Annotated in this window: 20 protein-coding genes; 8 read left to right on the plus strand and 12 right to left on the minus strand. The window is 69.3% G+C overall.

All coding sequences use genetic code 11. The features are described 5' to 3' along the window. Positions 1–21 precede the first annotated feature (21 nt). Complete coding sequence (locus MKK65_RS21355; RefSeq protein WP_243960118.1) at positions 22–1,308, plus strand: efflux RND transporter periplasmic adaptor subunit; 1,287 nt, start codon at positions 22–24, stop codon at positions 1,306–1,308. Between the two features lie 355 nt (positions 1,309–1,663). On the opposite strand, the gene MKK65_RS21360 is transcribed toward MKK65_RS21355, so the two are convergent. Next, positions 1,664–1,948 carry a plastocyanin/azurin family copper-binding protein gene (locus MKK65_RS21360; RefSeq protein ID WP_243960119.1) on the minus strand — a complete coding sequence of 95 codons (285 nt, stop codon included), beginning with the start codon at positions 1,946–1,948 and terminating at the stop codon, positions 1,664–1,666. 306 nt (positions 1,949–2,254) lie between these two features. Between MKK65_RS21360 and MKK65_RS21365 the strand changes: the two genes are divergently transcribed. Then, a complete protein-coding gene (locus MKK65_RS21365; RefSeq protein ID WP_243960120.1) occupies positions 2,255–5,128 on the plus strand; it encodes an EAL domain-containing protein in 2,874 nt (957 codons plus the stop codon). A gap of 180 nt (positions 5,129–5,308) precedes the next feature. Here MKK65_RS21365 and MKK65_RS21370 read toward each other — a convergent pair whose 3' ends face one another. The 7 genes from MKK65_RS21370 to MKK65_RS21400 all read right to left on the minus strand — a co-directional run bounded on the left by MKK65_RS21370 (position 5,309) and on the right by MKK65_RS21400 (position 12,277). Further along, complete coding sequence (locus MKK65_RS21370) at positions 5,309–6,691, minus strand: class II 3-deoxy-7-phosphoheptulonate synthase (protein ID WP_243960121.1); 1,383 nt, start codon at positions 6,689–6,691, stop codon at positions 5,309–5,311. Between the two features lie 193 nt (positions 6,692–6,884). Then, positions 6,885–7,205: an RNA polymerase sigma factor region1.1 domain-containing protein gene (locus tag MKK65_RS21375; RefSeq protein WP_058190290.1), complete on the minus strand. Its 321-nt coding sequence runs from the start codon at positions 7,203–7,205 to the stop codon at positions 6,885–6,887. Between the two features lie 54 nt (positions 7,206–7,259). Beyond that, positions 7,260–8,642, minus strand: a complete 1,383-nt coding sequence (gene gor, locus MKK65_RS21380) for a glutathione-disulfide reductase (RefSeq protein ID WP_243960122.1) — start codon at positions 8,640–8,642, stop codon at positions 7,260–7,262. After that, complete coding sequence (locus tag MKK65_RS21385) at positions 8,639–9,907, minus strand: O-antigen ligase family protein (protein ID WP_409565476.1); 1,269 nt, start codon at positions 9,905–9,907, stop codon at positions 8,639–8,641. Before MKK65_RS21385 ends, gor begins: the two co-directional genes overlap by 4 nt. A gap of 452 nt (positions 9,908–10,359) precedes the next feature. Next, entirely contained in the window at positions 10,360–10,938 is a 579-nt protein-coding gene (locus MKK65_RS21390; protein WP_243960123.1) for a DUF2059 domain-containing protein, read from the minus strand. Between the two features lie 30 nt (positions 10,939–10,968). Further along, complete coding sequence (gene rpiA, locus MKK65_RS21395; protein WP_243960124.1) at positions 10,969–11,682, minus strand: ribose-5-phosphate isomerase RpiA; 714 nt, start codon at positions 11,680–11,682, stop codon at positions 10,969–10,971. Between the two features lie 130 nt (positions 11,683–11,812). After that, positions 11,813–12,277 (minus strand): hypothetical protein, encoded by a 465-nt coding sequence (locus tag MKK65_RS21400; RefSeq protein ID WP_058190286.1) that lies wholly within the window; start codon positions 12,275–12,277, stop codon positions 11,813–11,815. A 128-nt stretch (positions 12,278–12,405) separates the two neighbouring features. Here MKK65_RS21400 and gph point away from each other — a divergent pair, with 128 nt between their 5' ends. Beyond that, the gene (gene gph / locus MKK65_RS21405; protein ID WP_243960125.1) at positions 12,406–13,104 is read left to right on the plus strand and encodes a phosphoglycolate phosphatase; all 699 of its coding nucleotides are present in this window, start codon (positions 12,406–12,408) and stop codon (positions 13,102–13,104) included. A gap of 4 nt (positions 13,105–13,108) precedes the next feature. Here gph and MKK65_RS21410 read toward each other — a convergent pair whose 3' ends face one another. Continuing rightward, positions 13,109–14,263 carry a pyridoxal phosphate-dependent aminotransferase gene (locus MKK65_RS21410; RefSeq protein ID WP_243960126.1) on the minus strand — a complete coding sequence of 385 codons (1,155 nt, stop codon included), beginning with the start codon at positions 14,261–14,263 and terminating at the stop codon, positions 13,109–13,111. A gap of 78 nt (positions 14,264–14,341) precedes the next feature. Next, complete coding sequence (locus tag MKK65_RS21415) at positions 14,342–15,001, minus strand: DUF1345 domain-containing protein (RefSeq protein ID WP_243960127.1); 660 nt, start codon at positions 14,999–15,001, stop codon at positions 14,342–14,344. Between the two features lie 135 nt (positions 15,002–15,136). Here MKK65_RS21415 and MKK65_RS21420 point away from each other — a divergent pair, with 135 nt between their 5' ends. The 4 genes from MKK65_RS21420 (at position 15,137) to aat (ending at position 18,879) form a co-directional block, all read left to right on the plus strand. Next, the gene (locus tag MKK65_RS21420; protein WP_243960128.1) at positions 15,137–15,931 is read left to right on the plus strand and encodes a DsbA family protein; all 795 of its coding nucleotides are present in this window, start codon (positions 15,137–15,139) and stop codon (positions 15,929–15,931) included. A 159-nt stretch (positions 15,932–16,090) separates the two neighbouring features. After that, the gene (gene accB / locus MKK65_RS21425; protein WP_243960129.1) at positions 16,091–16,561 is read left to right on the plus strand and encodes an acetyl-CoA carboxylase biotin carboxyl carrier protein; all 471 of its coding nucleotides are present in this window, start codon (positions 16,091–16,093) and stop codon (positions 16,559–16,561) included. A 196-nt stretch (positions 16,562–16,757) separates the two neighbouring features. After that, positions 16,758–18,110, plus strand: a complete 1,353-nt coding sequence (gene accC / locus MKK65_RS21430) for an acetyl-CoA carboxylase biotin carboxylase subunit (protein WP_243960130.1) — start codon at positions 16,758–16,760, stop codon at positions 18,108–18,110. An 88-nt stretch (positions 18,111–18,198) separates the two neighbouring features. Next, positions 18,199–18,879, plus strand: coding sequence for a leucyl/phenylalanyl-tRNA--protein transferase (aat, locus tag MKK65_RS21435; protein WP_243960131.1), 681 nt, complete (start codon positions 18,199–18,201; stop codon positions 18,877–18,879). Here aat and MKK65_RS21440 read toward each other — a convergent pair. Both MKK65_RS21440 and MKK65_RS21445 read right to left on the minus strand, forming a co-directional pair. After that, positions 18,876–19,532 carry a DUF2155 domain-containing protein gene (locus MKK65_RS21440; RefSeq protein ID WP_243960132.1) on the minus strand — a complete coding sequence of 219 codons (657 nt, stop codon included), beginning with the start codon at positions 19,530–19,532 and terminating at the stop codon, positions 18,876–18,878. The genes aat and MKK65_RS21440 overlap by 4 nt on opposite strands. 210 nt (positions 19,533–19,742) lie before the next feature. Then, positions 19,743–20,159: an NADH:ubiquinone oxidoreductase subunit NDUFA12 gene (locus tag MKK65_RS21445; protein ID WP_243960133.1), complete on the minus strand. Its 417-nt coding sequence runs from the start codon at positions 20,157–20,159 to the stop codon at positions 19,743–19,745. Positions 20,160–20,674: 515 nt separating this feature from the next. Between MKK65_RS21445 and MKK65_RS21450 the strand changes: the two genes are divergently transcribed. Then, positions 20,675–24,406 (plus strand): vitamin B12-dependent ribonucleotide reductase, encoded by a 3,732-nt coding sequence (locus MKK65_RS21450; protein WP_243960134.1) that lies wholly within the window; start codon positions 20,675–20,677, stop codon positions 24,404–24,406. Positions 24,407–24,573: the final 167 nt, after the last annotated feature.

Consider the following 24,573-nt stretch of genomic DNA (forward strand, 5'->3'; position numbering starts at 1 on the left):
TCCGGGGCGGAGAGCCGATCGATGAAGGCCCACGACGCAGCGCAGGACGGGGATCGCGAGATCCCCCCGCCCCCGGGCAAGGGTCCGTTCCTGCTCGTCGGCTTGGTCGCCCTCGGCCTGGTGGGCTACGGCGCCTACAACCACTGGCAGCGGGACGTCGAGGCCACCGCGACCCTGGAGCGGATCAAGACCCTGGTGCCCCAAATCCGCACCATCGTGGCGGAGCGGTCGGACGGCCCCCTCGATCTGACGCTGCCCGGCGAGACGCAGCCCTTCACCACCGCCGCGATCGCGGCCCGGGCCACCGGCTACATCGCCGAGCGGCGGGTCGATATCGGCTCCCGGGTCAAGGCCGGCGACCTGCTCCTGCGCATCGCGGCCCCGGATCTCGACCAGCAGCTGGCCCAGGCGCAGGCCCAGGTCGGCCAGCTGAAGGCGCAATTGCTGCAGGCGCAGGCGCAGGTCGAGCAGGCCCGCGCCAACGTGAATCTCGCCAACCTGACCAACAACCGCACCTCGACGCTGGCCGTCCAGGGCTGGGCGTCGCGCCAGAACGCCGATACGTCGCAGGCCAGCGTGCTCTCGCAGGCCGCGGCCCTGGCGGCCGCCGAGGCGGGGGTGAAGGTGGCCACCGCCAACATCGCCTCGCAGGAGGCGGCGGTCGACCGGCTGAAGGCGCTCGCGGCGTTCGAGCGGGTGGTCGCCCCCTTCGACGGCGTGGTCACGACCCGCAACGTCGATGTCGGTGATCTGGTCAAGGCCGATAACGGCGGCACGCCGCTCCTCAGCATGGACCAGGACAGCACCCTGCGCATCACCGTGAACGTGCCGCAGAACGATGCCGTGGGCGTCAAGCCAGGCGTCCAGGCAGAGATCAGCGTGCCCCAGATCCCCGGCCGTCTCTTCGGCGGCTTCGTCGAGCGCAGCTCGGTGGCGCTGAACGCCACCTCGCGCACCCTGACGACACAGGTCGACGTGCCGAACCCCGATCGGGCCCTGCGGGCCGGGCTCTTTGCCTATGTGACGCTGAAGCTTCCCCGGACCGATCAGAGCGTCACGGTCCCCGCCGAAGCGACGGTGTTCAATGCCCGGGGGTTCCAGGTCGCCGAAGTGGGTGAGGACGATCGAGTGACTTGGCGGACCGTCCGGGTGCGGCGTGACCTCGGCCGGACCCTCGAGCTCGAATCGGGCCTGGCCCCGGACAGCCACATCATCTTCAGCCCGCCTCCGGAGCTGCGCGACGGCCAGACCATCGAGCGCGTGAAGCCGGCGCCGCAGGCCAAGCCGATTCGTGCGGCGGAGCGGTAAGGGGCTTTCGGGCTCAACGTCTCCATGCCCCTCCCCCCCATATCCTGAAACGACGGAGCGAAGCGGAGGCCCCCGGAAATCGCGCGGCTTCTATAGAGCTCCTTCAAGTCCCGCGGACGCGGGGACCGCAGGATGAGGGGACCGCAGGATGAGGGAGTGAGAGGGATCGATGCTGTTGTGCGTGTCGGCCGGCGGATTGGCTCAGCCAAGCCGCAGCCCGAACCGTCATTGCGAGCGCAGCGAAGCAACGCAGCGCGGCGCAGCATTCTAAAATCGCGCGCTGCCCTGGGTTACTTCGCTGCGCTCGCAATGACGGTGCGCGATCGAGGCGTGACCGCGTCTCCGTCGAGCGGGCTCAGTTCACCCGCACCACCAGCTTCATCTTCGGATGAATGCCGCACAGCACCTGGAACGTCCCCTTCTCGGTGAAGGTCACCGGCGTGCGGCTGCCCGGCTCCTGATCTCCGGAATCGAAGTTGAACGTGTCCGATTCCACGAAGACGTGGTGCAGCAGGTCGCTATCGTCGTTGACGAACATCACCGTCTCTCCCCGGCTCAGCGCGATGTTGCCGGGCTGAAAGGCGCGGCCCTTCTGCGACACCAGCAGCCCGGAGGCTTCGAGGTCGCCGATCAGGATCATTCCGCAGATGATCCCAAGGGCCAGCGCGAGCCCTGCCGGCCAGGCCGACTTCCAGCGGAGCGATGCGGATACACGGAGCGCTGCGGAGGCCATGCTATTCCTCGGGCTGACCCGGGAGTTCTACCTGCGATTCTATTGAGAAATGATTTTCGTGATGCTGCACGTTCCGGTGCATCTGGCTGTTTTGCGGTCAATCGTGCCGCCAAAATGATATCCGCGAGTCGAATGCGTGGTACGCCCGGCTAATCACGTCTTAACATGTAGCAATTACGGTTTGCTGGACCTGTCAGACGGCGGCCCGGTGCGATGCGAGACCCCGAGAGAGCGACGGACGAACGGACGCCCCGGGTTCTGACGCGTCTTGTGCGCAGCGTAACGGGCCTGTCGACGACGATCCGCGGCCGGATCTTCGTCGCCTTCCTCGGCATGAGCCTGCTGTCCGGTGCGCTAGGGCTCTACGCCGTCGTGGCGATTTCGCATGTCGGGGTGCTCGTCAACCGCACCTATGACGAGTCGCTGATGTCGATCAATTACGCCCGGGCGACCGCGGCGGATTTCGCCAAGATGCGCAGCGCCTTCGCCCGCCGCACGCATGTCCGCAACGCCGCCGAGGCGGCCAAGCTCGATGCCGAGATCGCCGACCTCTCGACGACCCTGTCCGAAGACCTGACCATTGCCGTGGAGCGCTCACAGTCCGACCGGTCGGTCCGCACGGCCGGCGCCGTTCAGGCCGCGGTGGCTACTTGGGAGGAGATGCGCCGCAGCCTCGATCCGGCCACGGCGCGACCGGAGCGTTGGGACGCGCTGGACCAGCAGGCCAGCGCCTTCGACAGCCAGATCGACCTCCTGGTCAATTACACCGCCGGCGACGGCTTCACCTTCCGGCAGGCCGCCCGGATGCTGGTCGCCCGGGAGATGCACGTCAACGCCATCGTCGCCGGGCTGGCGGTGTTCGCCTGCGCGCTGATCGCATGGCTGCTCAACCGCCGCATCACCGGCCCCCTGGCCGACGCCTCCGCTGCGGCGGAGCGGATCGCCAGCGGTCGCCTCGACGACAGGATCCCGGCCGGCGGCCGCGACGAGCTCGGCAGCCTGCTCCGCTCGATGGCGGCGATGCGCGACAACATCCAGGCGATGATGCAGCGCGAGGTCAGCCAGCGCCGGGTCGCCGAGGCTCTGGTGACCGATGCCCTCCAGACCTCCCGCGAGGGCGTCATCGTGGTCGATGCCGAAGGCGGCATCGCGCTGGCGAACGCACAGGCCTTGTGCTTCTTCCACGGGCTGGAAGCCGCGATCGCGGCCGGCGTGTCCCTGGCGCGCCCCGCCGCAGGATCGGGCTCCGATACTCTCGACGAGTGCTTCCGGGCCCTCGCCCGCGACGGCGAGATCCGGCTGGCGGATGGGCGTTGGCTCCGGGTGAGCCGCAGCGCCACCCAGCAAGGCGGCTTCGTCGCCGTGTGCAGCGATATCAGCCTGCTCAAGGAGCAGGAGGACCGGCTGACCGAGACGAATCTGCGGCTCGACGCGGCGCTGGACAACATGTCCCAAGGCCTCTGCCTCTACGATTCCCAGCACCGGCTGATGGTGGTGAACCGACGCTACAGCGAGATCTACGCCCTGCCCGCCGGCGCGATCGCGCCCGGCATGTCGGCGCAGGACGTGCTGCGGGCAAGCCTCGCGGCCGGCAACCATCCGGGCTGCGATCTCGCCGCCCTCCTCCACCAGGAGCGCGAGGCGCATCGCGGGGGCGCTTGGCACACGCAGTTCCAGGAGCTGAGCAACGGCCGCACCGTCTCGATCGACCGTCGCGCGACGGCCGACGGCGGCTTCGTGGCGACCTACGAGGACGTCACCGAGCGTCGCCATGCCGAGGCACGCATCGCCTTCCTGGCGCATCACGACACCGTCACGGGCCTGTTGAACCGGGAGGCCCTCGGCCAGCAGATCGATTTGGCGGTGGCGCAGGCCGGGCGCGATTCGGGCTTTGCCGTCTTCGCGATCGACCTCGACGATTTCCGGCCGATCAACGAGACACTGGGTTACGGGGTCGGCGACGAATTGCTGGCGGCAGTCGGCGATCGGCTCACGGCCTGCGTGCGCGAGATCGACTGCGTCGCCCGACTCGGCGCCGACGAGTTCATCGTCGTCCAGCGTGGCGCCGACCGGCCCGAGGAGGCCGCGGTGCTCGCGCGCCGCATCATCGAGGTGCTCAGCGCGCCCTACAGCCTGAGCAGCCACGAGATCAGCATCGGGCTGACCATCGGCATCACCCTCGCGCCGGGCGACGGCGCGAGCTGCGAGAAGCTTCTGAAGAACGCCGAGGTCGCCCTCGACCGCGGCAAGACCGAGGCCCGCGGCTCGTTCCGCTTCTTCGAGCCGGAGATGGATGCGCGCCTCCAGGCCCGTCGGATCCTCGAGCGCGACCTGCGCGACGCGCTGGCCCGCGAGGCGTTCGAGGTCTACTACCAGCCGATCTACAGCCTCGCCGCGGACCGGATCTGCGGCTTCGAGGCGCTGCTGCGCTGGGACCACCCGGGCCGCGGCTTCATTTCGCCGGCCGAGTTCATTCCGATCGCCGAGGAACTCGGTCTGATCGTGCCCCTCGGCGAATGGGTGCTGCGCCGGGCCTGCGAGGAGGCCGCCCACTGGCCGGACGGGCTCAAGGTCGCGGTCAACGTCTCGGCGGTGCAATTCACCTCGGCGAGCCTCGTCACCGCGGTGCGCGAGGCCCTGCGCCGGACCGGGCTGCCCGGCCGCCGCCTGGAGCTGGAGATCACCGAATCGGTGCTAGTGGCCAATCCCGGGGCGACCACGGCGATCCTGCACAGCCTGAAAGCGCTGGGCGTACGGGTCTCGATGGACGATTTCGGCACCGGCTACTCGTCGCTGAGCTACCTGCGCAGCTTCCCGTTCGACAAGATCAAGATCGACCAGTCCTTCGTCCGCGACCTGTGCGTGAAGGACGGGACCGACTTCATCGTCCGGGCGGTGATCGGGCTGGGCTCCAGCCTCGGCATGACCACCACCGCCGAGGGCGTGGAGACCGAGGCGCAGCTCGCGCATCTGCGCGCCGAGGGCTGCGACGAGGTCCAGGGCTACCTGATCAGCCGCCCGGTCCCGGTCTCGCAAGTGGCCGAGGTGATCAACCGCTGGAACGGCGCTGCCGAAGCGGTCGCGTGAGGGGCCCCTCCCAGGTTCAGGATGGCGGATTTAAACATCGAGGTCGGCAGGAGACATGGGCGACACCGCGGCTCTCCCTCCCCCCTTTGCGGGGGAGGGAGACTCGCTTGGGGTTGGCCTGGCTCCTCATCCGGCCGCGATGCCTGAGCATCGCAGCCCGCACAGACCGAACGGCGTCCCCTACTCCGCCGCGTCGAGGCGCGGGCGCTCCACGTGGCTGCGCTCGGCCTTGACCAGCTCGGCGGTGCGGAACGCCACTTCCAGCGCCTGCTCCGCGTTGAGGCGCGGGTCACAGTAGGTGTGGTAGCGGTCCTGCAGGTCGTCGGCGGTGAGCGCCCGGGCGCCGCCGGTGCATTCGGTCACGTCCTTGCCGGTCATCTCGAGATGGATGCCGCCCGCGATCGTGCCCTCGGCCCGGTGGACCCCGAAGAAGCCCTCGATCTCCTGCATCACCCGGTCGAACGGCCGGGTCTTGTAGCGGCCCGCCGACACGGTGTTGCCGTGCATCGGGTCGCAAATCCAGACCACGGACCGCCCTTCCCGCTCGACGGCCCGGATCAGGCCCGGCAGGTGCTCGCCGACCTTGTCGGCGCCGAAGCGGCAGATCAGGCTGAGCCGGCCGGGCTCGTTCTCCGGGTTGAGCAGGTCGATCAGCCGGATCAGGCCGTCCGCCTGCATGGACGGGCCGCATTTCAGGCCGATCGGGTTCTTGATCCCGCGGGCATATTCCACGTGGGCATGATCCGGCTGCCGGGTGCGGTCGCCGATCCACAGCATGTGTCCGGAGGTCGCGTACCAATCGCCGGTGGTCGAGTCGACGCGGGTCAGCGCCTCCTCGTAGCCGAGCAGCAGGGCCTCGTGGCTGGTGTAGAAATCGGTGGTCCGCACCTCCGGATGCGTCTCCGGGTTGATGCCGATCGCCCGCATGAAGTCGAGCGCGTCGGTCATGCGGCCGGCGACATCCTGGTAGCGCGAGGATTGCGGCGAATCCTTCACGAAGCCCAGCATCCAGCGATGCGCGTTCTCCAGGTTGGCGTAGCCGCCGGTGGCGAAGGCGCGCAGCAAATTCAGGGTCGCGGCCGATTGCCGGTAGGCCTCGAGCTGCCGGCGCGGGTCCGGAATGCGGGCCTCCTCGCTGAAGCCGATGCCGTTGACGATGTCGCCGCGGTAGCTCGGCAGGCTGACCCCGTCGAGGGTCTCGGTGGGCGAGGAGCGTGGCTTGGCGAACTGCCCGGCGATGCGCCCGACCTTCACCACGGGCGAGCCGCCCGCGAAGGTCAGCACCATCGCCATCTGCAGGAACACCCGGAAGAAATCGCGGATGTTGTCGGCCGAATGCTCGTCGAAGCTCTCGGCGCAGTCACCACCCTGAAGCAGGAAGGCTTCGCCCGCCGCGACGCGTCCGAGCGCAGTCTTCAGCTTGCGGGCCTCACCGGCAAACACCAGCGGCGGAAAACTCGCGATCTGGGTCTCGACCGCCTGCAGCGCCGCCGAATCCGGATAGGCCGGGACCTGCTGGATCGGCAGGTTCCGCCAGTTCTTCGGTGTCCAACGCTCGGCCATGACCTCTCTCCGCGCACGTTCGTCGTGCGATCGCGCATGACGCGCGAAGCGCGGCTTATAGAGAGGTTCCCGGGCCCTTGCGAGTGCCGGATTCCTGAGGGCAGGCCGGAGCCTGAAGCAGAGTCAGGGCAGGATTCCCGCGCCGCGGCGTGTCCCGTGATCGGCCGATCGCCGATGCGCGCCCGCTTCGGCCTCAGGCTTCGCCGTCCTCGACCTCGATCCCGTGCTCGGCCAGGATCCAGAAGATCGCCTCCAGATCCTCCGCGGAGACGTCGCGGGGCGGGAGCGCTTCTTCGAGGTCGTCGTAGGTCAGGCAGCGGCTGCGCTGGGTCTCGGCCTTGGCCAGCAGCCGGTCGATCGCCCGCCGGATATCGGCGGGCAGCGCGTCGTGGCTCGGGGCCCGGTAGGTGAAAGCCGGCCGCAAGGCGTCGGCCAGCAGGCCGTCGATGATCGCCTGGCGACGCGCGTGCGCGTCGTCCTCGCGTTCGTTCTTCCCTGCGCCCTGCTTACCCATGACCCTGATATGGCTCGGCCGCGCACCGCGTCGAGACCCCGCGACCTGCTGAACTTAACCGACCCCTACGGGATGCTTGGTCACCTCCGGCACCCGCATCGTCACGAGCTCCTCGGCGGCCGTCGGATGGACCGCGATGGTGCGGTCGAAATCCGCCTTGGTGGCACCCATGGTGACGGCGATGCCCACCGCCTGGATCACCTCCCCGGCATCGTGCCCGAAGATGTGGACGCCGACCACGCGATCGGTGGCGCAATCGACCAGCACTTTCATGAGGATCCGCTCCTCGCGCCCGGAGAGCGTGGCCTTCATCGGCCGGAACCGCGACTTGTAAACGTCGATCTTGCCGTAGATCTCCCGCGCGGCGGCCTCGGTGTGGCCGACGATGCCGATCTCGGGGGTCGAGAAGACGGCGGTCGGGATCAGCCGGTGATCGACGCAGGACGGCTTGCCGCCATAGACCGTGTCGGCGAAGGCGTGGCCCTCGCGGATCGCCACCGGGGTCAGGTTGGCCCGGTTGGTGACGTCGCCCACCGCGTAGATCGACGGGACCGGAGTCTGTGAATAGGCATCCACCGGGATCGCCCCGACGGCGTCGGTCTCGATCCCGACCGTGTCGAGGCCGAGCCCGGTGACGTTCGGGCGCCGGCCCGTGGCCACCAGCACCTGATCGCAGACGATCTCCGAGCCGTCGTCGAGGCGGGCGCACAGGCCGTCGTCGCGCTTCTCGATCCGCGTCAGAGTGCGGCCGAGCTTCAGGTCCATGCGCCGCCCATAGGCCTCGGCGAGGGCGTCGCGGACCTCGTCGTCGAAGCCGCGCAGCAGCCGGTCGCCTCGGTGGAGCAGGGTCGTGCGGCTGCCAAGCGCCGCGAACACGCCCGCGAACTCCACCGCGATGTAGCCGCCGCCGATCACCAGGATACGCTCGGGCAGGTTCTCAAGCTCGAACACCTCGTTGGAGGTGATCGCCAGCTCGATTCCCGGCACCGCGGGTTCCATGACCGGGTGCGCGCCGACAGCGATCAGGATCCGCTCGGCCCGCACGGTCCGGTTCGAGCCGAGCAGGCGGATCGTGTGCGGATCCGCGATCACGGCGCGCTCGGGCACGATCTCGACGCCGGCGCGGATCAGGTTGGTGTCGTAGATGCCTTCGAGGCGCGTCACCTCGGCGTCGCGCCGCTGCTTGAGCACGCTCCAGTCGAAACGCGCGTTCTCGATCGTCCAGCCGAAGCCCGCGGCGTCCTCGAAATCGTCGGCGAAACGGCCGGCATAGACCATCAGCTTCTTCGGAACGCAGCCGCGGATCACGCAGGTGCCGCCGACCCGGTATTCCTCGGCCAGCATGACCCTGGCGCCGTAGCCGGACGCGATCCGGGCGGCGCGGACGCCCCCCGAACCGCCGCCGATGACGAAGAGGTCGACGTCGTAGGCGCTCATGCGGGGTCGTCCATCTCGGATCTCGTCTCGGTGCGAAGCGTCGCCGCCTCGCGCATCCAGGTGATGGCAGCGCCGAGCCCGGCCGTCCACCACGCCGCCCAGCCATTGTGCTCGACGAACGCGATGGCGGCCGCGCAGGCGACGAGACCGAGTGCCGCGGCACGATCCGGCTGCGGCAGGGCGGCGACGCGGCCGAGCATCAGCAGCAGGACCAGTGCGCCGAGGAGCGCGCCGGGCAATCCCAGCTCGGCCCAGGCCTGCAGGAAGCTGTTATGCGGGTGGCCGACCCCGAGGAGGACCCGCATCTCCGGCGCGACCGTCCCGGCCACCGGGGTCTCGGCGAAGCGCGCGCTGGTCCCGAAGCCGGCCCCGCGCCACGGATCGGCCGCCACCACGGCGCCGAAGCTGCGGGCGATGGCGACCCGCGCCCGGGACGACGACTGGACCAGGCGCTCATGCGCCGCCTCGGGCATGACCTTCGCGAGCAGGTCCCCCTCCACCGGGGCGAGCGCCACGGCGAGACCGAGGCCGAGTCCCGCGAGCCCGATCCCGGCTCGCACCGGTAGCAGCCGGGCCAAGCCGAACAGCCCGGCCCCGGCCAGGAGGCCGAGCTGGGCGGCGCCGCTGATCGAGCGAAGCACGCCGAGCGCCGCGAAGGCCAGGGTGGCGAAAGCGAGGCCCCGGGCCCGGATCCGCCACAGCACGAGGGCTACGGGGCCGGCGACGAGATCGAGCGTCAGGGCCGGCCGGTTGTGGACGAAGGCGGCCATCCGGTGCCCGAGCGCCCGCTCCAGGGCGAGATCGGAGGCGAGGTCGACCGCGATGATCAAGCCTGCCAGCACGATCGCCCCTGCTGCGAGGCGGGGCGCGAAGGCCGGGATCCGCCCGGGAGCGAGACAGGTCAGCAGGTAGGCGGCGATCAGGGTGGGCAGGAACTCACCGAGCACCCGCAGCGATGCGCTGGGGAACGGCGTCCAGGCGAAGGATACGAGGCACCAGGCCAGGAACGCGAGCGCCGCAAGGCCGAGCGGTGTTCCGAGCGGGGCGAGGAGGCGTGACGGGAGGGTGCGGCGATCCTCGAATAAGCGCCCGGCCAGGAAGGCGAGCGCGGCGAGGCCGAGAAAAGCCGGGCTCGACCGATTGGCGAGCACCATCGCCAGCGGCAGGACGGCGAGCAGGGCCGCGCCTGCTGCGTAGAGGCGGTTCGTCGTCCGCGCGGAACGTGTCTGACCGTGCGCGCTCGCCGGCATGGGGTTCAACGGCATCGGATGTCCAAAGCATCCCCATCATGCGGCGGAGACGGCTACACATCGCATGGTGAAAGGCAGGACGCTCTCTCCTCCCCCTTGCGAGGAGGAGCTGGAGGTGGGGGGGTTCAGACGGCACCGTCACGCGTGATCCGGCACCACCCCCACCCCTGCCCCCTCCCCGCAAGGGGGAGGGGAAACGCGTTGTGTTTCAGAGGCTTGTCGAGGAAGAAAGCCTAAAAGCCAATCTGTGAATCTGCAAGTCCGCACGGGAGAGGGGGCAGGTCCCGGCCTGGATGGGCCGAGGTGCGAGCACAGCGAGCCTCGAAGGAGCTCTCCAGAAGGCTCTGCGATTCTCGAAAGGGCTCCTTCAAGGCCTCCGCTTCGCTCCGGCACCTCAGGATGAGGGCGACGGTAGGAATGCGCTGGCCGAGATCAGAGGCGCGACGGTCGATCCGCCGAAAGCCCCCTCACTGCAGCTGATGGCCGCGCTTGCCCATCTCGGCGCGCACCCGGACCATGACGTATTCAGACACTTCCTGCGTCCAGTCCTGCATCTCCTGCACCATCTCGTCGAGGAGCTGCGGCTGGGCCTCGACGTAGTGCTTGCCGGCGGGCGAGCGGAAGAAGGTCGCGATCTCCTTCAGCTCCGGCTCCGGGAACTTCGCTGCGTAGGTGCGGGCGGCGATGTCGATCATGCGTTGCTTCTGCAGCTCCATCTCGGGCTGGAGCGACACCAGAACCTCGTCGAGATCCTTGGTCAGCTCGGGCCGGGTCACCGTCTGCTTGCGGATCTGATCGGCAAAGGCCGGCAGCACCGAATCGAACGAGCGGGCGATGCCGGAGCTGAGCATCACCTCGCGGGCGAGCGCCAGGTGGCTCGCCGTGTAGGTCGGCGTCGCGGCGGCCGGGGTGTTCGGCTGCGCCGCCGGCTTCGCGGGCGCCGGCTTGGCCGGGGCCGGCTTGTTCGTCTGGGCCGACACGGCGTGCGGGAAAATCATGACCGCGGCGAGGGCGAGGCCGAGCGCGGCGGTGAGGCGTCGGGACATGCTGAACGTTCCTGCGAGGAGTATGGCGCTTCAGACCAAGCTGCCGAGAACGGTGACCTCGGCCTGCCCGCCCCGGTCCGCCGCCAGGATCGCGGCATCGGCGATGCCGAGGAACAGGCCGTGCTCGACCACGCCCGGCACGGTCCAGAGGGCGGCGCCGAGGGCGTCGGGATCGGGGATGGCGCCGAGATGGGCGTCGAGGATGTGGTGGCCGCCATCGGTGACGATCGGCTTGCCGGCCGGATCGAGCCGCAGCCGGACCGGGCCGGTGCAGCCCACCCGAGCGACGGCCGCCTCGACCGCGCGGTGCGTGGCGGTGAGGCCGAACCGATTCACCTCGATCGGCAGCGGGAAGGCGCCGAGCCGGGCGACGTGCTTGGCCGCGTCGGCGATCACGACCATCCGGCGGCTGGCGCAAGCGACGATCTTCTCCCGCAGGAGCGCGGCGCCGCCGCCCTTGATCAGGCGCAGCTGGTCGTCGACCTCGTCGGCGCCGTCGATGGTCAGATCGAGCTCGGGCAAGTCGTCCAGGGTCGCGAGGCGGATGCCGAGACCCTCGGCCTGAAGGCGCGTCGCCTCGGAGGTCGGCACACCGACGATGTCGAGGCCGTCGCGGACCCGTTCGCCGAGCAGGCCCACGAAGGCCGCCGCGGTGGAGCCGGTGCCGAGGCCGAGCCGCATCCCGGGCTCAATCAGGTCGAGGGCGCGCATGGCCGCCGCCCGGCGCAGGTCCGGCCCGCTCAAAGCCCGGCTGCCCGGGCGATGGGGTGGATCGAGATGTCGCGCATGCGGGGCAACCGGCCTTCCTGAAGCAGTCGGGCGGCCCGTAGCACGCCGCAGGGCGGACCGGAACGCCTCCCCAGTGCGCCTGGCTTCAAAAGCGGCCACCCTGTGCGGGCGTGGCGCTGGCGCCGGCGCGTCCGGGCGCCGGTCCGGTCAGGGGCGCGTCGGAAGCCGCCTCGGCGCCGGGCTTGGCCTGCTGGGTACACACCACCTGCTCCTTCTTCACCAGCACGAAGCAGATGCTCATCTCGCCGGTCCGGTAATTGACCCGGAACACACCGGCTTCGCGGGTGTGGCGGCTCGCGACCAAACCGTATTCCGACGGCGTCTGCGCACCGGCGCCCTCCCCGGGGCCGAAGCAGACGGTCTGGCCGATGCCGCCGGCCGATTCCTGCAGCCCGTACTGGCAGGAGGTCACCTCGCCGGTGACCTTGTCGACCCGGTACATGCGGTTCAGGTCGGTCTGGGGCGCGGGCACGAACTCGAACGAGGCCGCGGCGACCGGCGCGCTGGCCAGCGCGAGGCAGAGGGCGAGAAGGGGGAGAGACGGTTTCATCGCGGGATCCGGGAGCTGACGCGCTCCGCCTTTCGCTGGGCTTTCGGGCGAGTGTGGGGCGCCGCGCCGCCTTGCCGCCGACGCCGCCCCCCTTTAGCGAGGCCGTACGCCAACAGGAGCCCGACCGGATGCCCGCCGAACCGACGACCCGCCCGCCGATCGCCGTGTTCGACCTGGACGGAACGCTGGCCGAGACTGCGGGCGACCTGATCGGCACCCTCAACGTGCTGATGAAGCGCGAAGGCCTGGCCGAACTGCCCCTGTCCCAGGCCCGCGGCCTGATCGGCGCCGGCGCCAAGGCGCTGATCCGGCGGGGCTTCGAGGCGGAGGGCCGCGCGCTCGCGCCGGAGGATCACGAGCGGCTGTTCGAGGCCTTCATCGCCCATTACGGCGAGCATCTCGCCGACACGTCGCATCTCTATCCCGGGGTGGTCGAGGCGCTCGATACCCTGGAGGCGGCGGGCTTCCGGCTGGCGGTCTGCACCAACAAGTTCGAGGGCCAGTCGGTGGAGCTGTTGCGCCTGCTCGGCATCGGCCACCGATTCGCGGCGATCTGCGGGCGCGACACCTTCCCGGCCTACAAGCCCGATCCGAGCCATCTCACCGGCACGATCGCGCGCGCCGGGGGCGACCCGGCCCGGGCCGTGATGGTCGGCGATTCCCGCACCGACATCGACACCGCGAAGGCCGCCGGCATCCCGGTGGTGGCGGTGACCTTCGGCTACACCGACGTGCCGGTGACCGAGCTGGGGCCCGACCGGGTGATCGAGCATTTCTCGGATCTCGCCGAGGCGGTCCGCGCCCTGGTGCCGGTCGCGGTGGCGTGAGGGGTTAGCGCAGCCACGTCCGCAGCCGCGCCACCGCCTCGTGGCATTCGGCTTCGGAGCCGGCGAACGAGAACCGGACGTGGTGGTGGCCGAGATCCGGGTCGAAATCGAGCCCCTGGGTCGCGGCGACGTTGGCCTCGTCCAGCATGCGCCGGCAGAAGCTCGTGGCGTCGTTGGTGAGGTTCGCCACGTCCGCGTAGAGATAGAAGGCCCCGTCGGCCGGATGCACGCGCCCGAGGCCGAGGCCGGGGAGCGCGTCGAGCAGGATCGCCCGGTTGCGGGCATAGCCGTCGCGCACGGCGTCGAGTTCGTCCGCGGCGTCGAGGGCCGCCAGCGCGCCGACCTGCGAGAGGTAGGGCGCCGAGATGTACAGATTCTGCGCGAGCCGCTCGATCGGGCGGACCAGGGCCTCCGGCACGACCATCCAGCCGACGCGCCAGCCGGTCATGCAGTGATATTTCGAGAACGAGTTGATCACCACCGCGTCGGGATCGAACCGCAGGGCGGTGACGGTCGGCAGCCCGTAGCTGAGGCCGTGATAGATCTCGTCCGAGATCAGCGGCAGGCCAAGTTCACGGGTGGCTGCGCAGAGGTCGCGCAAGGCGTCTTCCGTGATCACCGTGCCGGAGGGGTTGGCCGGGCTCATCACCAGGGCGCCGGCCACCGGGGCGCGGGCATGGGTCTCGCGCAGCAGGGCGGGGGTCGGGGCGAAGCGGTCCGCTTCGCGCAACACCATCGGGGCCGGCACGAGGTCGAGGGACGCCAGGATGCTGCGATAGGCCGGGTAGCCGGGCTGCGGCACCGCCACCCGCGCGCCGGCATCGAACAGGCTCATGAAGGCCAGCACGAATCCGGCCGAGGATCCGGTGGTGATCACCACCCGCTCCGGACTCACCGCCACGCCGTGGCGCTCGGCGTAATCCCGGGCGATCCGCTCCCGCAGGGCCGGCAGGCCGAGCGCCTCGGTATAGGGCACGCGGCCGGCGGCGAGCGCCGCCTGCGCCGCCGCGATCACGGCCCGCGGGGCCGGCGCCGAGGGCTGGCCGACCTCCATGCGCACCACGTCGTCGCCGCGCCGGGCCTTGGCGGCGGCGGCGGCCATGACGTCCATGGCGAGGAACGGCTGGACGGCGGCGGCCCGGCGGGAGATCGGAATCATGCGGTCCTGACGGGTGCGCGCGAGCGGGTCATGCGGAGCGCCGGGGTTAGACCCTGGCGGCCCCGGCCTCAACCGGCGTCAGTGCGGCGCGAGGCCCGCGGCCATGTTGACCACGAGTGCCAGGATGCCGGTGTTGAACAGATAGGCGCCGACGGTCTGCACGGTCGCGATCCTGCGCATCCGCTTGCTGGTCAGATTGGTGTCGGAGGTGGCCGCCGCCGCCCCGATGGTCACAGTGAAGTACAGAAAATCCCAGAAATCCGGCTCGGTCTCGCCGTGGAAGTCCAGCCCGCCGCGCTCGCCGCCTGCCGCATCCTCGGTGCCGTAGTAGACGTGGGCGTAGTGCACCGTGAAGATCATCTGCACGAACACCCAGGTGCAGAGCAGGCTCATGCCCGCGAGCGCCAGGGCGTAGCGCTCGCCCGTCCCGGCGATGCGACCGCCGACCACCAGCACCGCTACCGAACCGAGGCTGGCCGCCGCCGCCAGCAGGGCGAAAACCGTGATCACCCCCGCGCTGTCGTCGAGGCGGGCGGCCTCGCGGCGCATCGCGTCCCGGGTCTGCCCGGTGGCCCGGCGCACGACCAAGACCGCATGGACGATAACGCCGGCGCACCAGCCGGTGAGCAGCCGCATGCCCGGATCGAGGCCCGGCGCCAGCAGTGTGGCGACGATCGCCACCACGATCGCGCAGAGCAGATGCGGACGCAGCCAGAAGGCGCGGAACAGCTTGGGCATATCGGACCGGGTTGCGTTCGGCGGGCAGGATTCGCGTGCCGCTCACGTGATTTGACCCGGCGCCGCGAAAACGCCTAACCCACGGCCTACCGCTCGCGCCACGCGCGGGCCGGCCTGCCGCGCAAGCGAGGATCCATGCTCTTAAACCGCTCCCTGCCCGCGCTGGCCCTGGCGCTCGGTCTCGCCGCCGTCCCGGCTTCGGCGCAGGACGCCACCCCATCCGCCGCTCCGGCGGCCGCCCCGTTCACGGACGCGCAGCGCGCCGGCATCGAGGCGATCGTCAAGGATTACCTGATCAAGCACCCGGAGGTGTTGCAGGAGGCGCTGGCCGAGGCCGAGAAGCAGCAGGCGGAGACGCAGCGCCTTGCCCAGACGGCGGCCCTCAAGGAGGCCCGCGAGGCCCTCGTGAACGGCCCGCATGACGTGGTCGCCGGCAACCCGGCGGGCGACGTCACGCTGGTCGAGTTCTTCGACTACAATTGCGGCTATTGCCGCAAGGCGCTGGTTGACGTGCAGACCCTGATCAAGACCGACCCGAAGTTGCGGGTGGTGATCAAGGACTTCCCGGTGCTCGGTCCGGAATCGCTCGAGGCGAGCCAGGTCGCCATCGCGGTGCGTCAGCAGCTCAAGGGTGACAAGCTGTTCGAGTTTCACCAGAAGCTGCTCGAGACCAAGGGCCGGGTGAACGGCGCCCGGGCGATCCAGGTCGCCAAGGACCTCGGCGCTGATACGACCAAGCTGCAGAAGGACATGGCCTCCCCCGAGGTGAAGGCCGCGCTCAGTGAGAATCGCGGGCTGGGCGACCGGCTCGGCCTCTCCGGCACCCCGGCCTTCATCATCGGCGACGAGGTGATTCCGGGCGCCGTCGGCGTCGATCCGATCCGCAAGACCATCGCGGATGTGCGCCAGTGCGGCCACGCCTCCTGCTGAGGCGCGCCGCCGTAGCTTCCGACCGGCGGATGGCGGACTGCGCGGCCTTGTCGCGCCGGGCCGCCTTCGTCTAAGAGCCGCCAGCCGCAAGGCTGTGATCGAGTGCCAGTGCGTATGCCGGATGAACCGACCGCGGCGGCGCGATACGAAGAAGGCCGGATGCCTAAGAACGAACCCATCGACTCCGAGCTCGTCCGCGAACTCGCCAACCTCGTCACCGAGACCGGCTTGTCCGAGATCGAGGTCGAGAAGGGCGACCTGCGCATCCGCGTCGTGCGGCGGCTCGAGCCCGTGAACGTCCAGGTCGCGGCGCCCGCGCCGGTCGCCGCCGTGGCGGCGCCCCCCGTGGCTCCGCCGACCGGCGCCCTCGCGCCGGCCGAGCCGGCCCGCGCGCATCCCGGTTCGGTGCCGTCCCCGATGGTCGGGACCGCCTATCTGCGCCCCTCCCCGGAGGCCAAGGCCTTCATCGATATCGGCTCGAAGGTCGAGGCTGGCGACAAGCTGCTCCTCATCGAGGCGATGAAGACCTTCAACGAGATCGTCGCGCCCCGCGCCGGCACGGTCACGGCGATCTTCGTCGAGGACGGCCAGCCGGTCGAGTTCGGCGAGGCGCTGCTCGTCATCGCGTGAGCGGCGTCCGAAGCTGAACGTCCGCTCCACGCCCTGCTCCGCATCCCGCCACGCGGCTGTGATCGCTCCGGCGCAGGGGGTTCTGGGCGTCTTCCGCCGAACCGGCTGCCGCTTCGGGCCTGGAAAACGTCGCGCAACAAGAGGATAGATCATCCTGCGCGGTCCCGTCGGATCGCCTGGACGCTCTAAGGGTTCGATGTTCGACAAGATCCTGATCGCGAACCGCGGCGAGATCGCCCTGCGCATCCTGCGGGCGGCGAAGGAACTCGGGATCGCCACAGTGGCGGTCCATTCCACCGCCGACGCCGACGCCATGCATGTCCGGCTGGCCGACGAGAGCGTCTGCATCGGGCCGCCCGCCGCACGGGACAGCTACCTGAACATCCCGTCGATCATCGCGGCCTGCGAGATAACCGGCGCCGATGCGGTGCATCCGGGCTACGGCTTCCTGTCGGAGAACGCCCGCTTCGCCGAGGTGCTGGCCCATCACCAGATCTGCTTCATCGGCCCCAAGGCGCAGCATATCCGCACCATGGGCGACAAGATCGAGGCCAAGCGTACGGCCGTGAAACTCGGCATCCCCTGCGTGCCGGGCTCCGACGGCGGAATCGAGGATGCCGACGAGGCCAAGCGCGTGGCGGCCGGGATCGGCTATCCCGTCCTGGTGAAGGCGGCGGCCGGCGGCGGCGGGCGCGGCATGAAGGTCGCCCGCACCGAGGCCGAGCTGGAGCAGGCGCTCGGCATGGCCCGCTCCGAGGCCAAGGCTGCCTTCGGCGACGATGCGGTCTATCTGGAGAAGTACCTGGAGAAGCCGCGGCACATCGAGGTGCAGGTGCTGGGTGACGGCCGCGGCGGCGCGGTGCATCTCGCCGAGCGCGATTGCTCGCTGCAGCGCCGTCACCAGAAGGTCTGGGAGGAAGGCGGCTCGCCCGCGCTCAACGAGTCGATGCGCGCCGAGATCGGCGGCATCTGCGCCAACGCCATGAAGGAGTTGGGCTATCTCGGCGCCGGAACCGTGGAGTTCCTGTACGAGGACGGGAAGTTCTACTTCATCGAGATGAACACCCGGATCCAGGTCGAGCATCCCGTGACCGAGATGATCACCGGGATCGATCTGGTCATCGAGCAGATCCAGGTCGCCTCCGGCGGCCCGCTCTCGGTCTCGCAATCCGACATCAAGGTCGAGGGCCACGCCATCGAGTGCCGGATCAACGCCGAGCACCCCGAGACCTTCCGGCCCTCCCCCGGCCAGATCACCCATTACCACACCCCCGGCGGCCTCGGCGTCCGGGTCGATTCGGCAGCCTTCCAGGGCTACCGCATCCCGCCGCATTACGACTCGCTGATCGGCAAGCTCATCGTGCACGGGCGCACCCGCAACGAGTGCCTGATGCGCCTGCGCCGGGCGCTGGACGAGTTCGTGATCGACGGCATCGACACCACCCTGCCGCTGTTCCGCACCCTGGTCCGCAATCCGGACGTCCAGAACGGCCTCTACGACATCCACTGGCTCGAGCATTTCCTCGACGCCGGCGGCATGAAGGTCTGATCCCGACGGGGGAGCGTCGTCGCCCTTGCGGCGATCGCGGCCGATGCAGGCCCTGGCATTTGGACCGGCCCCGCGCGACACTCGCCCCATGCACGATCCGACCCGCGTGGACATCACCCCCGAGATCCTGCTCAAAGCCTACGCGGCGGGCATCTTTCCTATGGCGGAGGATGCCACCGACCCGACCCTGTACTGGGTCGAGCCGCGGGCGCGCGGGGTCCTGCCGCTGGACGGGTTCCGGGTGTCGCGCCGCCTCGCCCGGACGGTCCGCTCCGACCAGTTCGAAATCCGGTGCGACACCGATTTCGACGGGGTGATCAACGGCTGCGCCGCGCCGCGCCGGGACAGCGAGAAGACCTGGATCAATGGCCGGATCCGCGAACTCTATGGCGCCCTGTTCGACATCGGCCACGTCCACACCGTCGAGGTCTATGCGGGGGAGGAGCGCCGTCTCGTCGGCGGCCTCTACGGCGTCTCGCTGGGCGCGGCGTTCTTCGGCGAGAGCATGTTCCACGAGGTGCGCGACGCCTCGAAGGTCGCCCTCGTCCACCTGATGGCCCGCCTGCGCGCCGGCGGCTACCGGCTCGCCGACACGCAGTTCGTGACCGACCACCTCACGCAGTTCGGTGCCGAGGAACTGCCCCGGCACATCTACAAGCGGCGGCTGGCGGCGGCCCTCGACCAGGTCGCGGATTGGAACGTCTGGCCCTGCGACGGCTCCGTGCCGGGCGCGCAGGTCCTGTCCGCTCTGGGCGTCGGCGAGACCTAGCGGAAGAGCGCGTCGAACAGGTTCTGCGGCTGCGGCGGGGCTGGGGGGGCCGGCGCCGGGCCCTCGTTCGACGGGAAGAACTTGCGCGAGGGCTTCTGGCGCGGCTGGACCGGCACACCGCGCGGTGCTTCGACATCGACCTGGCCGGCGGCGTTGAGCTGCTGAGCGGTCTTCGTCGAATCCCGGCCGGCGCGCTTCGTCCGCTCCGGCTTGGCGGCCACCGCCGGCACGTCCTCCTGCTCCTTCGCCTCGGCGATCACATCGCTGCCGCCTTTGCAGTCGACCAGCCAGACATCGTAGATCGGGTGCTCGATCGCGTGCAGGCCCGGGCTCGACGCGAACATCCACCCGGTGAAGATGCGGCGATACTTGTTGTCGAGCGTGACCTCGTCGACCTCGAGGAAGGCCGTGGTCTTGGCGCTCTCGGTTGGCGGCCGGGTGTAGCAGACCCGCGGGGTCATCTGCAGGGAGCCGAACTGCACGGTCTCGTCCACCGCGACCTCGAAGGACACGATGCGGCCGGTGATCTTGTCGAGGCCAGAAAAGACCGCGGTTGGGTTCTTGATCTTGTCTGCCGCGGCCGGCCCGACGCAGAGGGCGAGCGCCAGACTGACGGCGAGAGCGGGGCGTGCGAGGGCTTTGGTGCGGCTCAAGGCTCGGACCCCTAAGGCATCGTCCCGAACGGTGGCGGCCGGCCTTCGGACGACGACGATGCGAAACAAGGACTCCAGGGCTCCGGCCCGAGTCCGGGGCGAGGCTCTAGAGAGAGGCCGGTCGCGCCGTCACGGGCGCGGCGGTCGGATCGGATAGCTCTGAGGTGAACACCGGAACGGTGGCGGCAAAAGGGCGCCGGAGCCGCAAGCCTAGTCGCCGGGCGTCCAGGAGACGTAATCGCCGGTTGCGGCTGCCCGGGAGCCCCAGGAGAGCTGCGAGCCCTGCGGCCGGTAGGCGTTGGCCGTACCGGTCTGATTCTCGACGTGGGGCTGCTGCCAGGCGCGGGGCTTGTAGTCTTCCTCGCTGGGGGCGAGATCGACATTGTGGCAGAGCCAGCCGCGCCAGCCCGGCGGCACCTTCGAGGCATCGGCGTAGCCGTTATAGACCACCCAGCGCCGCTCGGAGCCGACCGAGCGGTCGATCAACGCGCCTTCGGCCTTGTAATACTTGTTTCCGAAATCGTCCTCGCCGACGAAGATGCCGGTACGCGCGGTCTGGAGCGCCAGCGAAACGGTCTGGCCGTTCCACCACGTGAAGACGCGCAGCAAAGTGTCCTTCAGCGCCATCGCCGGTCCCGGTTTCAAGCCGCGCCGCGCAGGCGCATCGTGGGGCCGTTATGGTGAGCGCGCGCCCACGAGTCCAGCGGTTCGGCCCAACTGTCGCTGCGCGGCAACGCCGGCCTCGGACATCAGTCGGCTATTCACAAGCTGCGCTAAAGTGCCTCTACTTTAGGGTGTGGATCGAAAATTTTTCCGATCCGAATCCCGAATGCGGGAAGGGCACTTATCCGGGGTGCCCCGGATATCCACAGGTTTATGCGAGCCGGCACAACATCTAGCGGGGAACCGGTCGCCCGCACACCACTTGTTGACGTGAGAGCGATCACGGCGGTAATGTCTCTGCATCGGTCGCGCCGCCCCTGTGGTGCGTTTCGGCAGGTTCGACCGGCCCTAGAATCATCTTCGCTGACTCGCCACGCGCCTGGTTTCCGGGGGCGGGTGAACGCGACCCCCTTAATGGGTATCGACCCTGCGTCCAGCGGGGCCGGGACATTCGTGTCCCGACGGGAGAGGTGTGTTTCATGCGGTTCGAGCGTCGCTACACCACGGCCGGACAGTCGCCCTACACGGGCATTCCGTTCCGCAAGGCCCTGAGCGAGATCCGCAATCCCGACGGGTCCGTGGTGTTCCGCCTGGACGGCATCGACGTGCCGGAGAGCTGGAGCCAGGTCGCCAGCGACGTGCTGGCCCAGAAGTACTTCCGCAAGGCCGGCGTGCCGGCTCGCTTGAAGAAGGTCGAGGAGAACGATGTCCCCTCCTTCCTGTGGCGCTCGGTGGCCGACGAGGCCGCCCTGGTCGAGCTGCCGGAAGAGGAGCGCATCGGCTCGGAATCCTCGGCCACGCAAGTGTTCGATCGCCTGGCCGGCTGCTGGACCTACTGGGGCTGGAAGGGCCGCTACTTCTCCTCCGAGGAGGACGCCTCCGCGTTCTTCGACGAGCTGCGCTACATGCTGGCCAAGCAGATGGTGGCGCCGAACTCGCCGCAATGGTTCAACACCGGCCTGCACTGGGCCTACGGCATCGACGGCCCGAGCCAGGGCCATTTCTACTGCGATTACCGCACCGGTGAATTGACCCGCTCGGCCTCCAGCTACGAGCATCCGCAGCCGCATGCCTGCTTCATCCAGGGCGTGCAGGACGACCTCGTCAACGACGGCGGCATCATGGACCTGTGGGTCCGCGAGGCGCGCCTGTTCAAGTACGGCTCCGGCACCGGCTCGAATTTCTCCGCGCTGCGCGGCGAGAACGAGAAGCTCGGCGGCGGCGGCAAGTCGTCGGGCCTGATGAGCTTCCTCAAGATCGGCGACCGGGCGGCCGGGGCGATCAAGTCCGGCGGTACAACACGCCGGGCCGCCAAGATGGTGATCGTCGATATCGATCACCCGGATATCGAGGCGTTCATCGACTGGAAGGTGAAGGAAGAGCAGAAGGTCGCCGCCCTGGTGACCGGCTCGAAGGTCGTGTCCAAGCATCTCGGCCTGGTCATGAAGGCCTGCACCCAGTGCGAGGCCGAGGGTGATGCCTGCTTCGATGCGGAGCGTAACCCGGCCCTGAAGCGCGAGATCAAGGCCGCCCGCAAGGCCTCCGTGCCGGATGCCTACATCAAGCGCGTCGTCCAGTTCGCCCGCCAGGGCTTCACCAAGATCGACTTCCCCGTCTACGACACCGACTGGGATTCCGAGGCCTACCTCACGGTCGCCGGCCAGAACTCCAACAACTCGGTCTCGCTCACGGACGACTTCCTGCGGGCGGTCGACGCCGATGCCGACTGGCACCTCACCCAGCGCACCACCGGCAAGACCGCCAAGACCCTGAAGGCGCGGGACCTGTGGGAGAAGATCGGCGAGGCCGCCTGGGCCTCGGCGGACCCGGGCCTGCACTTCAACACCACGATGAACGACTGGCACACCTGCCCGTCGGGCGGCCGGATCCGGGCCTCGAACCCGTGCTCCGAGTACATGTTCCTGGACGACACCGCCTGCAACCTGGCCTCGGCCAACCTGCTGACGATGTACGACCGGCAGACCAAGCAGTTCGACGTCGAGGCGTTCGAGCATCTCAACCGCCTCTGGACGGTGGTGCTCGAGATCTCCGTGATGATGGCGCAGTTTCCGTCCAAGGAGATCGCGGAGCTGTCCTACCGCTACCGGACGCTCGGCCTCGGCTACGCCAATATCGGCGGCCTGCTGATGACCATGGGCCTGCCCTACGACTCGCATGAGGGCCGGGCGCTGGCCGGTGCCCTCACCGCGATCATGACCGGTGTCGCCTACGCCACCTCGGCCGAGATGGCGGCCGAGCTCGGGCCGTTCCCGGCCTACGACGACAACGCCGACGCGATGCTGAAGGTGATCCGCAATCACCGGCGCGCCGCCCACGGCGAGGCCGAGGGCTACGAGTTCCTGAGCATCGCCCCGGTGCCGCTGGACCACGCCAACATCCCGCAGGACAATCTCGGCGCCCATGCCCGCGCGGCCTGGGACCGGGCGCTCCAGCTCGGCGAGACACACGGCTACCGCAACGCCCAGACGACCGTCATCGCGCCCACCGGCACGATCGGCCTCGTGATGGATTGCGACACCACCGGCATCGAGCCCGACTTCGCCCTGGTGAAGTTCAAGAAGCTCGCCGGCGGCGGCTACTTCAAGATCATCAACCAGGCGGCGCCGGACGCGCTGCGGGCGCTGGGCTACCGCGAATCCGAGATCGCCGAGATCGAGGCCTACGCGGTCGGCCACGGCTCCATGGGCCAGGCGCCGGCGATCAACCCCACGACCCTACGCGGCAAGGGCTTCACCGACGACAAGATCGCCGCGGTGGAGAAGGGCCTGAAGTCGGCCTTCGACATCAAGTTCGTGTTCAACCGCTGGACGGTGGGCGACGACTTCCTGATCCAGACGCTCAAGGTCCCGGCGGAGAAGCTCTCGGACCCGACCTTCGAGCTGCTGCCGTTCCTGGGGTTCTCGAAGAAGGACATCGAGGTCGCCAACACCCATATCTGCGGGGCGATGACGCTGGAGGGCGCACCGGGCCTCAAGCCCGAGCACTACCCGGTGTTCGATTGCGCCAACCCGTGCGGCCGCATCGGCAAGCGCTACCTCTCGGTGGAGAGCCACATCCACATGATGGCGGCGGCCCAGCCGTTCATCTCGGGGGCGATCTCCAAGACGATCAACATGCCCAACGACGCCACCGTCGAGGATTGCAAGGCGGCCTACCGCCTGTCCTGGACCCTGGCGCTCAAAGCGAACGCCCTCTACCGCGACGGCTCGAAGCTGTCGCAGCCGCTCAACGCCGCCCTGATCGCCGATGAGGACGAGGATGCCGACGACGCCCTGGAGGCCCTGATCCAGGCGCCGGCGGCGGCCAAGGCCGCCCAGATCGCCGAGAAGATCGTCGAGCGGGTGATCGAGCGGGTCGAGCACATTCGATCCCGCGAGAAGCTGCCGGCCCGGCGCAAGGGCTATACCCAGAAGGCGGTGGTGGGCGGCCACAAGGTCTACCTGCGCACCGGCGAGTACGACGACGGACGCCTCGGCGAGATCTTCATCGACATGCACAAGGAGGGCGCGACCTTCCGGAGCCTGATGAACAACTTCGCCATCGCGATCTCGCTCGGCCTCCAGTACGGCGTGCCGCTCGAGGAGTATGTCGAGGCCTTCACGTTCACCCGGTTCGAGCCGGCCGGCTTCGTGCAGGGCAACGATGCAATCAAGAACGCGACCTCCCTCCTGGACTACGTCTTCCGGGAGCTGGCGGTCTCGTATCTCGGCCGCGCCGACCTCGCCCATGTCAGCCCCGCCGAGATCGGCGGCACGGTGATCGGCGGCGGCGAGGCGGCCGACACCACCCGCGAGGGCCCCAAGCCCGCGCCGGCCTCCTCGATCGTGTCGCGCGGCCTGCTGCGCGGCTCGGCCGACCGGCTCACCCTGATCCAGGGCGGCCCGGCGGGCGGCACGGTCGGCGTCGGTGCCGCCAGCACCGGCCAGACGGCTCCGGCCGGCGGCACGGTCCACGCGATCCACGGCACCTCGGCGCTAAAGGCCGAGCCGGCGGTCGCCGGGCTGTCCGAGACGATCGCCGACACCCTTCCCTTCACCAAGGTGGAGCGGACCGTCGCCGACCGCCGCGCCGAGGCGAAGATGAAAGGCTATGTCGGCGAGGCCTGCCCGGAATGCGCGAACTTCACGCTGGTCCGCAACGGCACATGCCTGAAGTGCGACACCTGCGGAAGCACGACCGGCTGCTCATAAGAGGAACGGCGTATGTCCGAGGCACTTAAGACAGTGCTTCGGGCATACGCTCCTCTTCAGCACACCTCCTGTGACTGTCGTTAGGTCGATGATCTGACGGCAGTTCTTGCCAATCAACACGATCAAATTAGGGGTCTGCAACCGGCACGAACGTCGATAACGTGCGT

It is taken from the genome of Methylobacterium sp. J-001 (assembly GCF_022829565.1).
Taxonomy (GTDB): domain Bacteria; phylum Pseudomonadota; class Alphaproteobacteria; order Rhizobiales; family Beijerinckiaceae; genus Methylobacterium.

Excerpts from the sequence above, each read along its gene's own strand:
- MKK65_RS21355 (WP_243960118.1), top strand. The coding sequence starts at position 22 with ATGAAGGCCCACGACGCAGCGCAGGACGGGGATCGCGAGATCCCCCCG.
- MKK65_RS21360 (WP_243960119.1), bottom strand. The coding sequence starts at position 1,948 with ATGATCCTGATCGGCGACCTCGAAGCCTCCGGGCTGCTGGTGTCGCAG.
- MKK65_RS21365 (WP_243960120.1), top strand. The coding sequence starts at position 2,255 with ATGCGAGACCCCGAGAGAGCGACGGACGAACGGACGCCCCGGGTTCTG.
- MKK65_RS21370 (WP_243960121.1), bottom strand. The coding sequence starts at position 6,691 with ATGGCCGAGCGTTGGACACCGAAGAACTGGCGGAACCTGCCGATCCAG.
- MKK65_RS21375 (WP_058190290.1), bottom strand. The coding sequence starts at position 7,205 with ATGGGTAAGCAGGGCGCAGGGAAGAACGAACGCGAGGACGACGCGCAC.
- gor (WP_243960122.1), bottom strand. The coding sequence starts at position 8,642 with ATGAGCGCCTACGACGTCGACCTCTTCGTCATCGGCGGCGGTTCGGGG.
- MKK65_RS21385 (WP_409565476.1), bottom strand. The coding sequence starts at position 9,907 with ATGCCGTTGAACCCCATGCCGGCGAGCGCGCACGGTCAGACACGTTCC.
- MKK65_RS21390 (WP_243960123.1), bottom strand. The coding sequence starts at position 10,938 with ATGTCCCGACGCCTCACCGCCGCGCTCGGCCTCGCCCTCGCCGCGGTC.
- MKK65_RS21400 (WP_058190286.1), bottom strand. The coding sequence starts at position 12,277 with ATGAAACCGTCTCTCCCCCTTCTCGCCCTCTGCCTCGCGCTGGCCAGC.
- gph (WP_243960125.1), top strand. The coding sequence starts at position 12,406 with ATGCCCGCCGAACCGACGACCCGCCCGCCGATCGCCGTGTTCGACCTG.
- MKK65_RS21410 (WP_243960126.1), bottom strand. The coding sequence starts at position 14,263 with ATGATTCCGATCTCCCGCCGGGCCGCCGCCGTCCAGCCGTTCCTCGCC.
- MKK65_RS21415 (WP_243960127.1), bottom strand. The coding sequence starts at position 15,001 with ATGCCCAAGCTGTTCCGCGCCTTCTGGCTGCGTCCGCATCTGCTCTGC.
- MKK65_RS21420 (WP_243960128.1), top strand. The coding sequence starts at position 15,137 with ATGCTCTTAAACCGCTCCCTGCCCGCGCTGGCCCTGGCGCTCGGTCTC.
- accB (WP_243960129.1), top strand. The coding sequence starts at position 16,091 with ATGCCTAAGAACGAACCCATCGACTCCGAGCTCGTCCGCGAACTCGCC.
- accC (WP_243960130.1), top strand. The coding sequence starts at position 16,758 with ATGTTCGACAAGATCCTGATCGCGAACCGCGGCGAGATCGCCCTGCGC.
- aat (WP_243960131.1), top strand. The coding sequence starts at position 18,199 with ATGCACGATCCGACCCGCGTGGACATCACCCCCGAGATCCTGCTCAAA.
- MKK65_RS21445 (WP_243960133.1), bottom strand. The coding sequence starts at position 20,159 with ATGGCGCTGAAGGACACTTTGCTGCGCGTCTTCACGTGGTGGAACGGC.
- MKK65_RS21450 (WP_243960134.1), top strand. The coding sequence starts at position 20,675 with ATGCGGTTCGAGCGTCGCTACACCACGGCCGGACAGTCGCCCTACACG.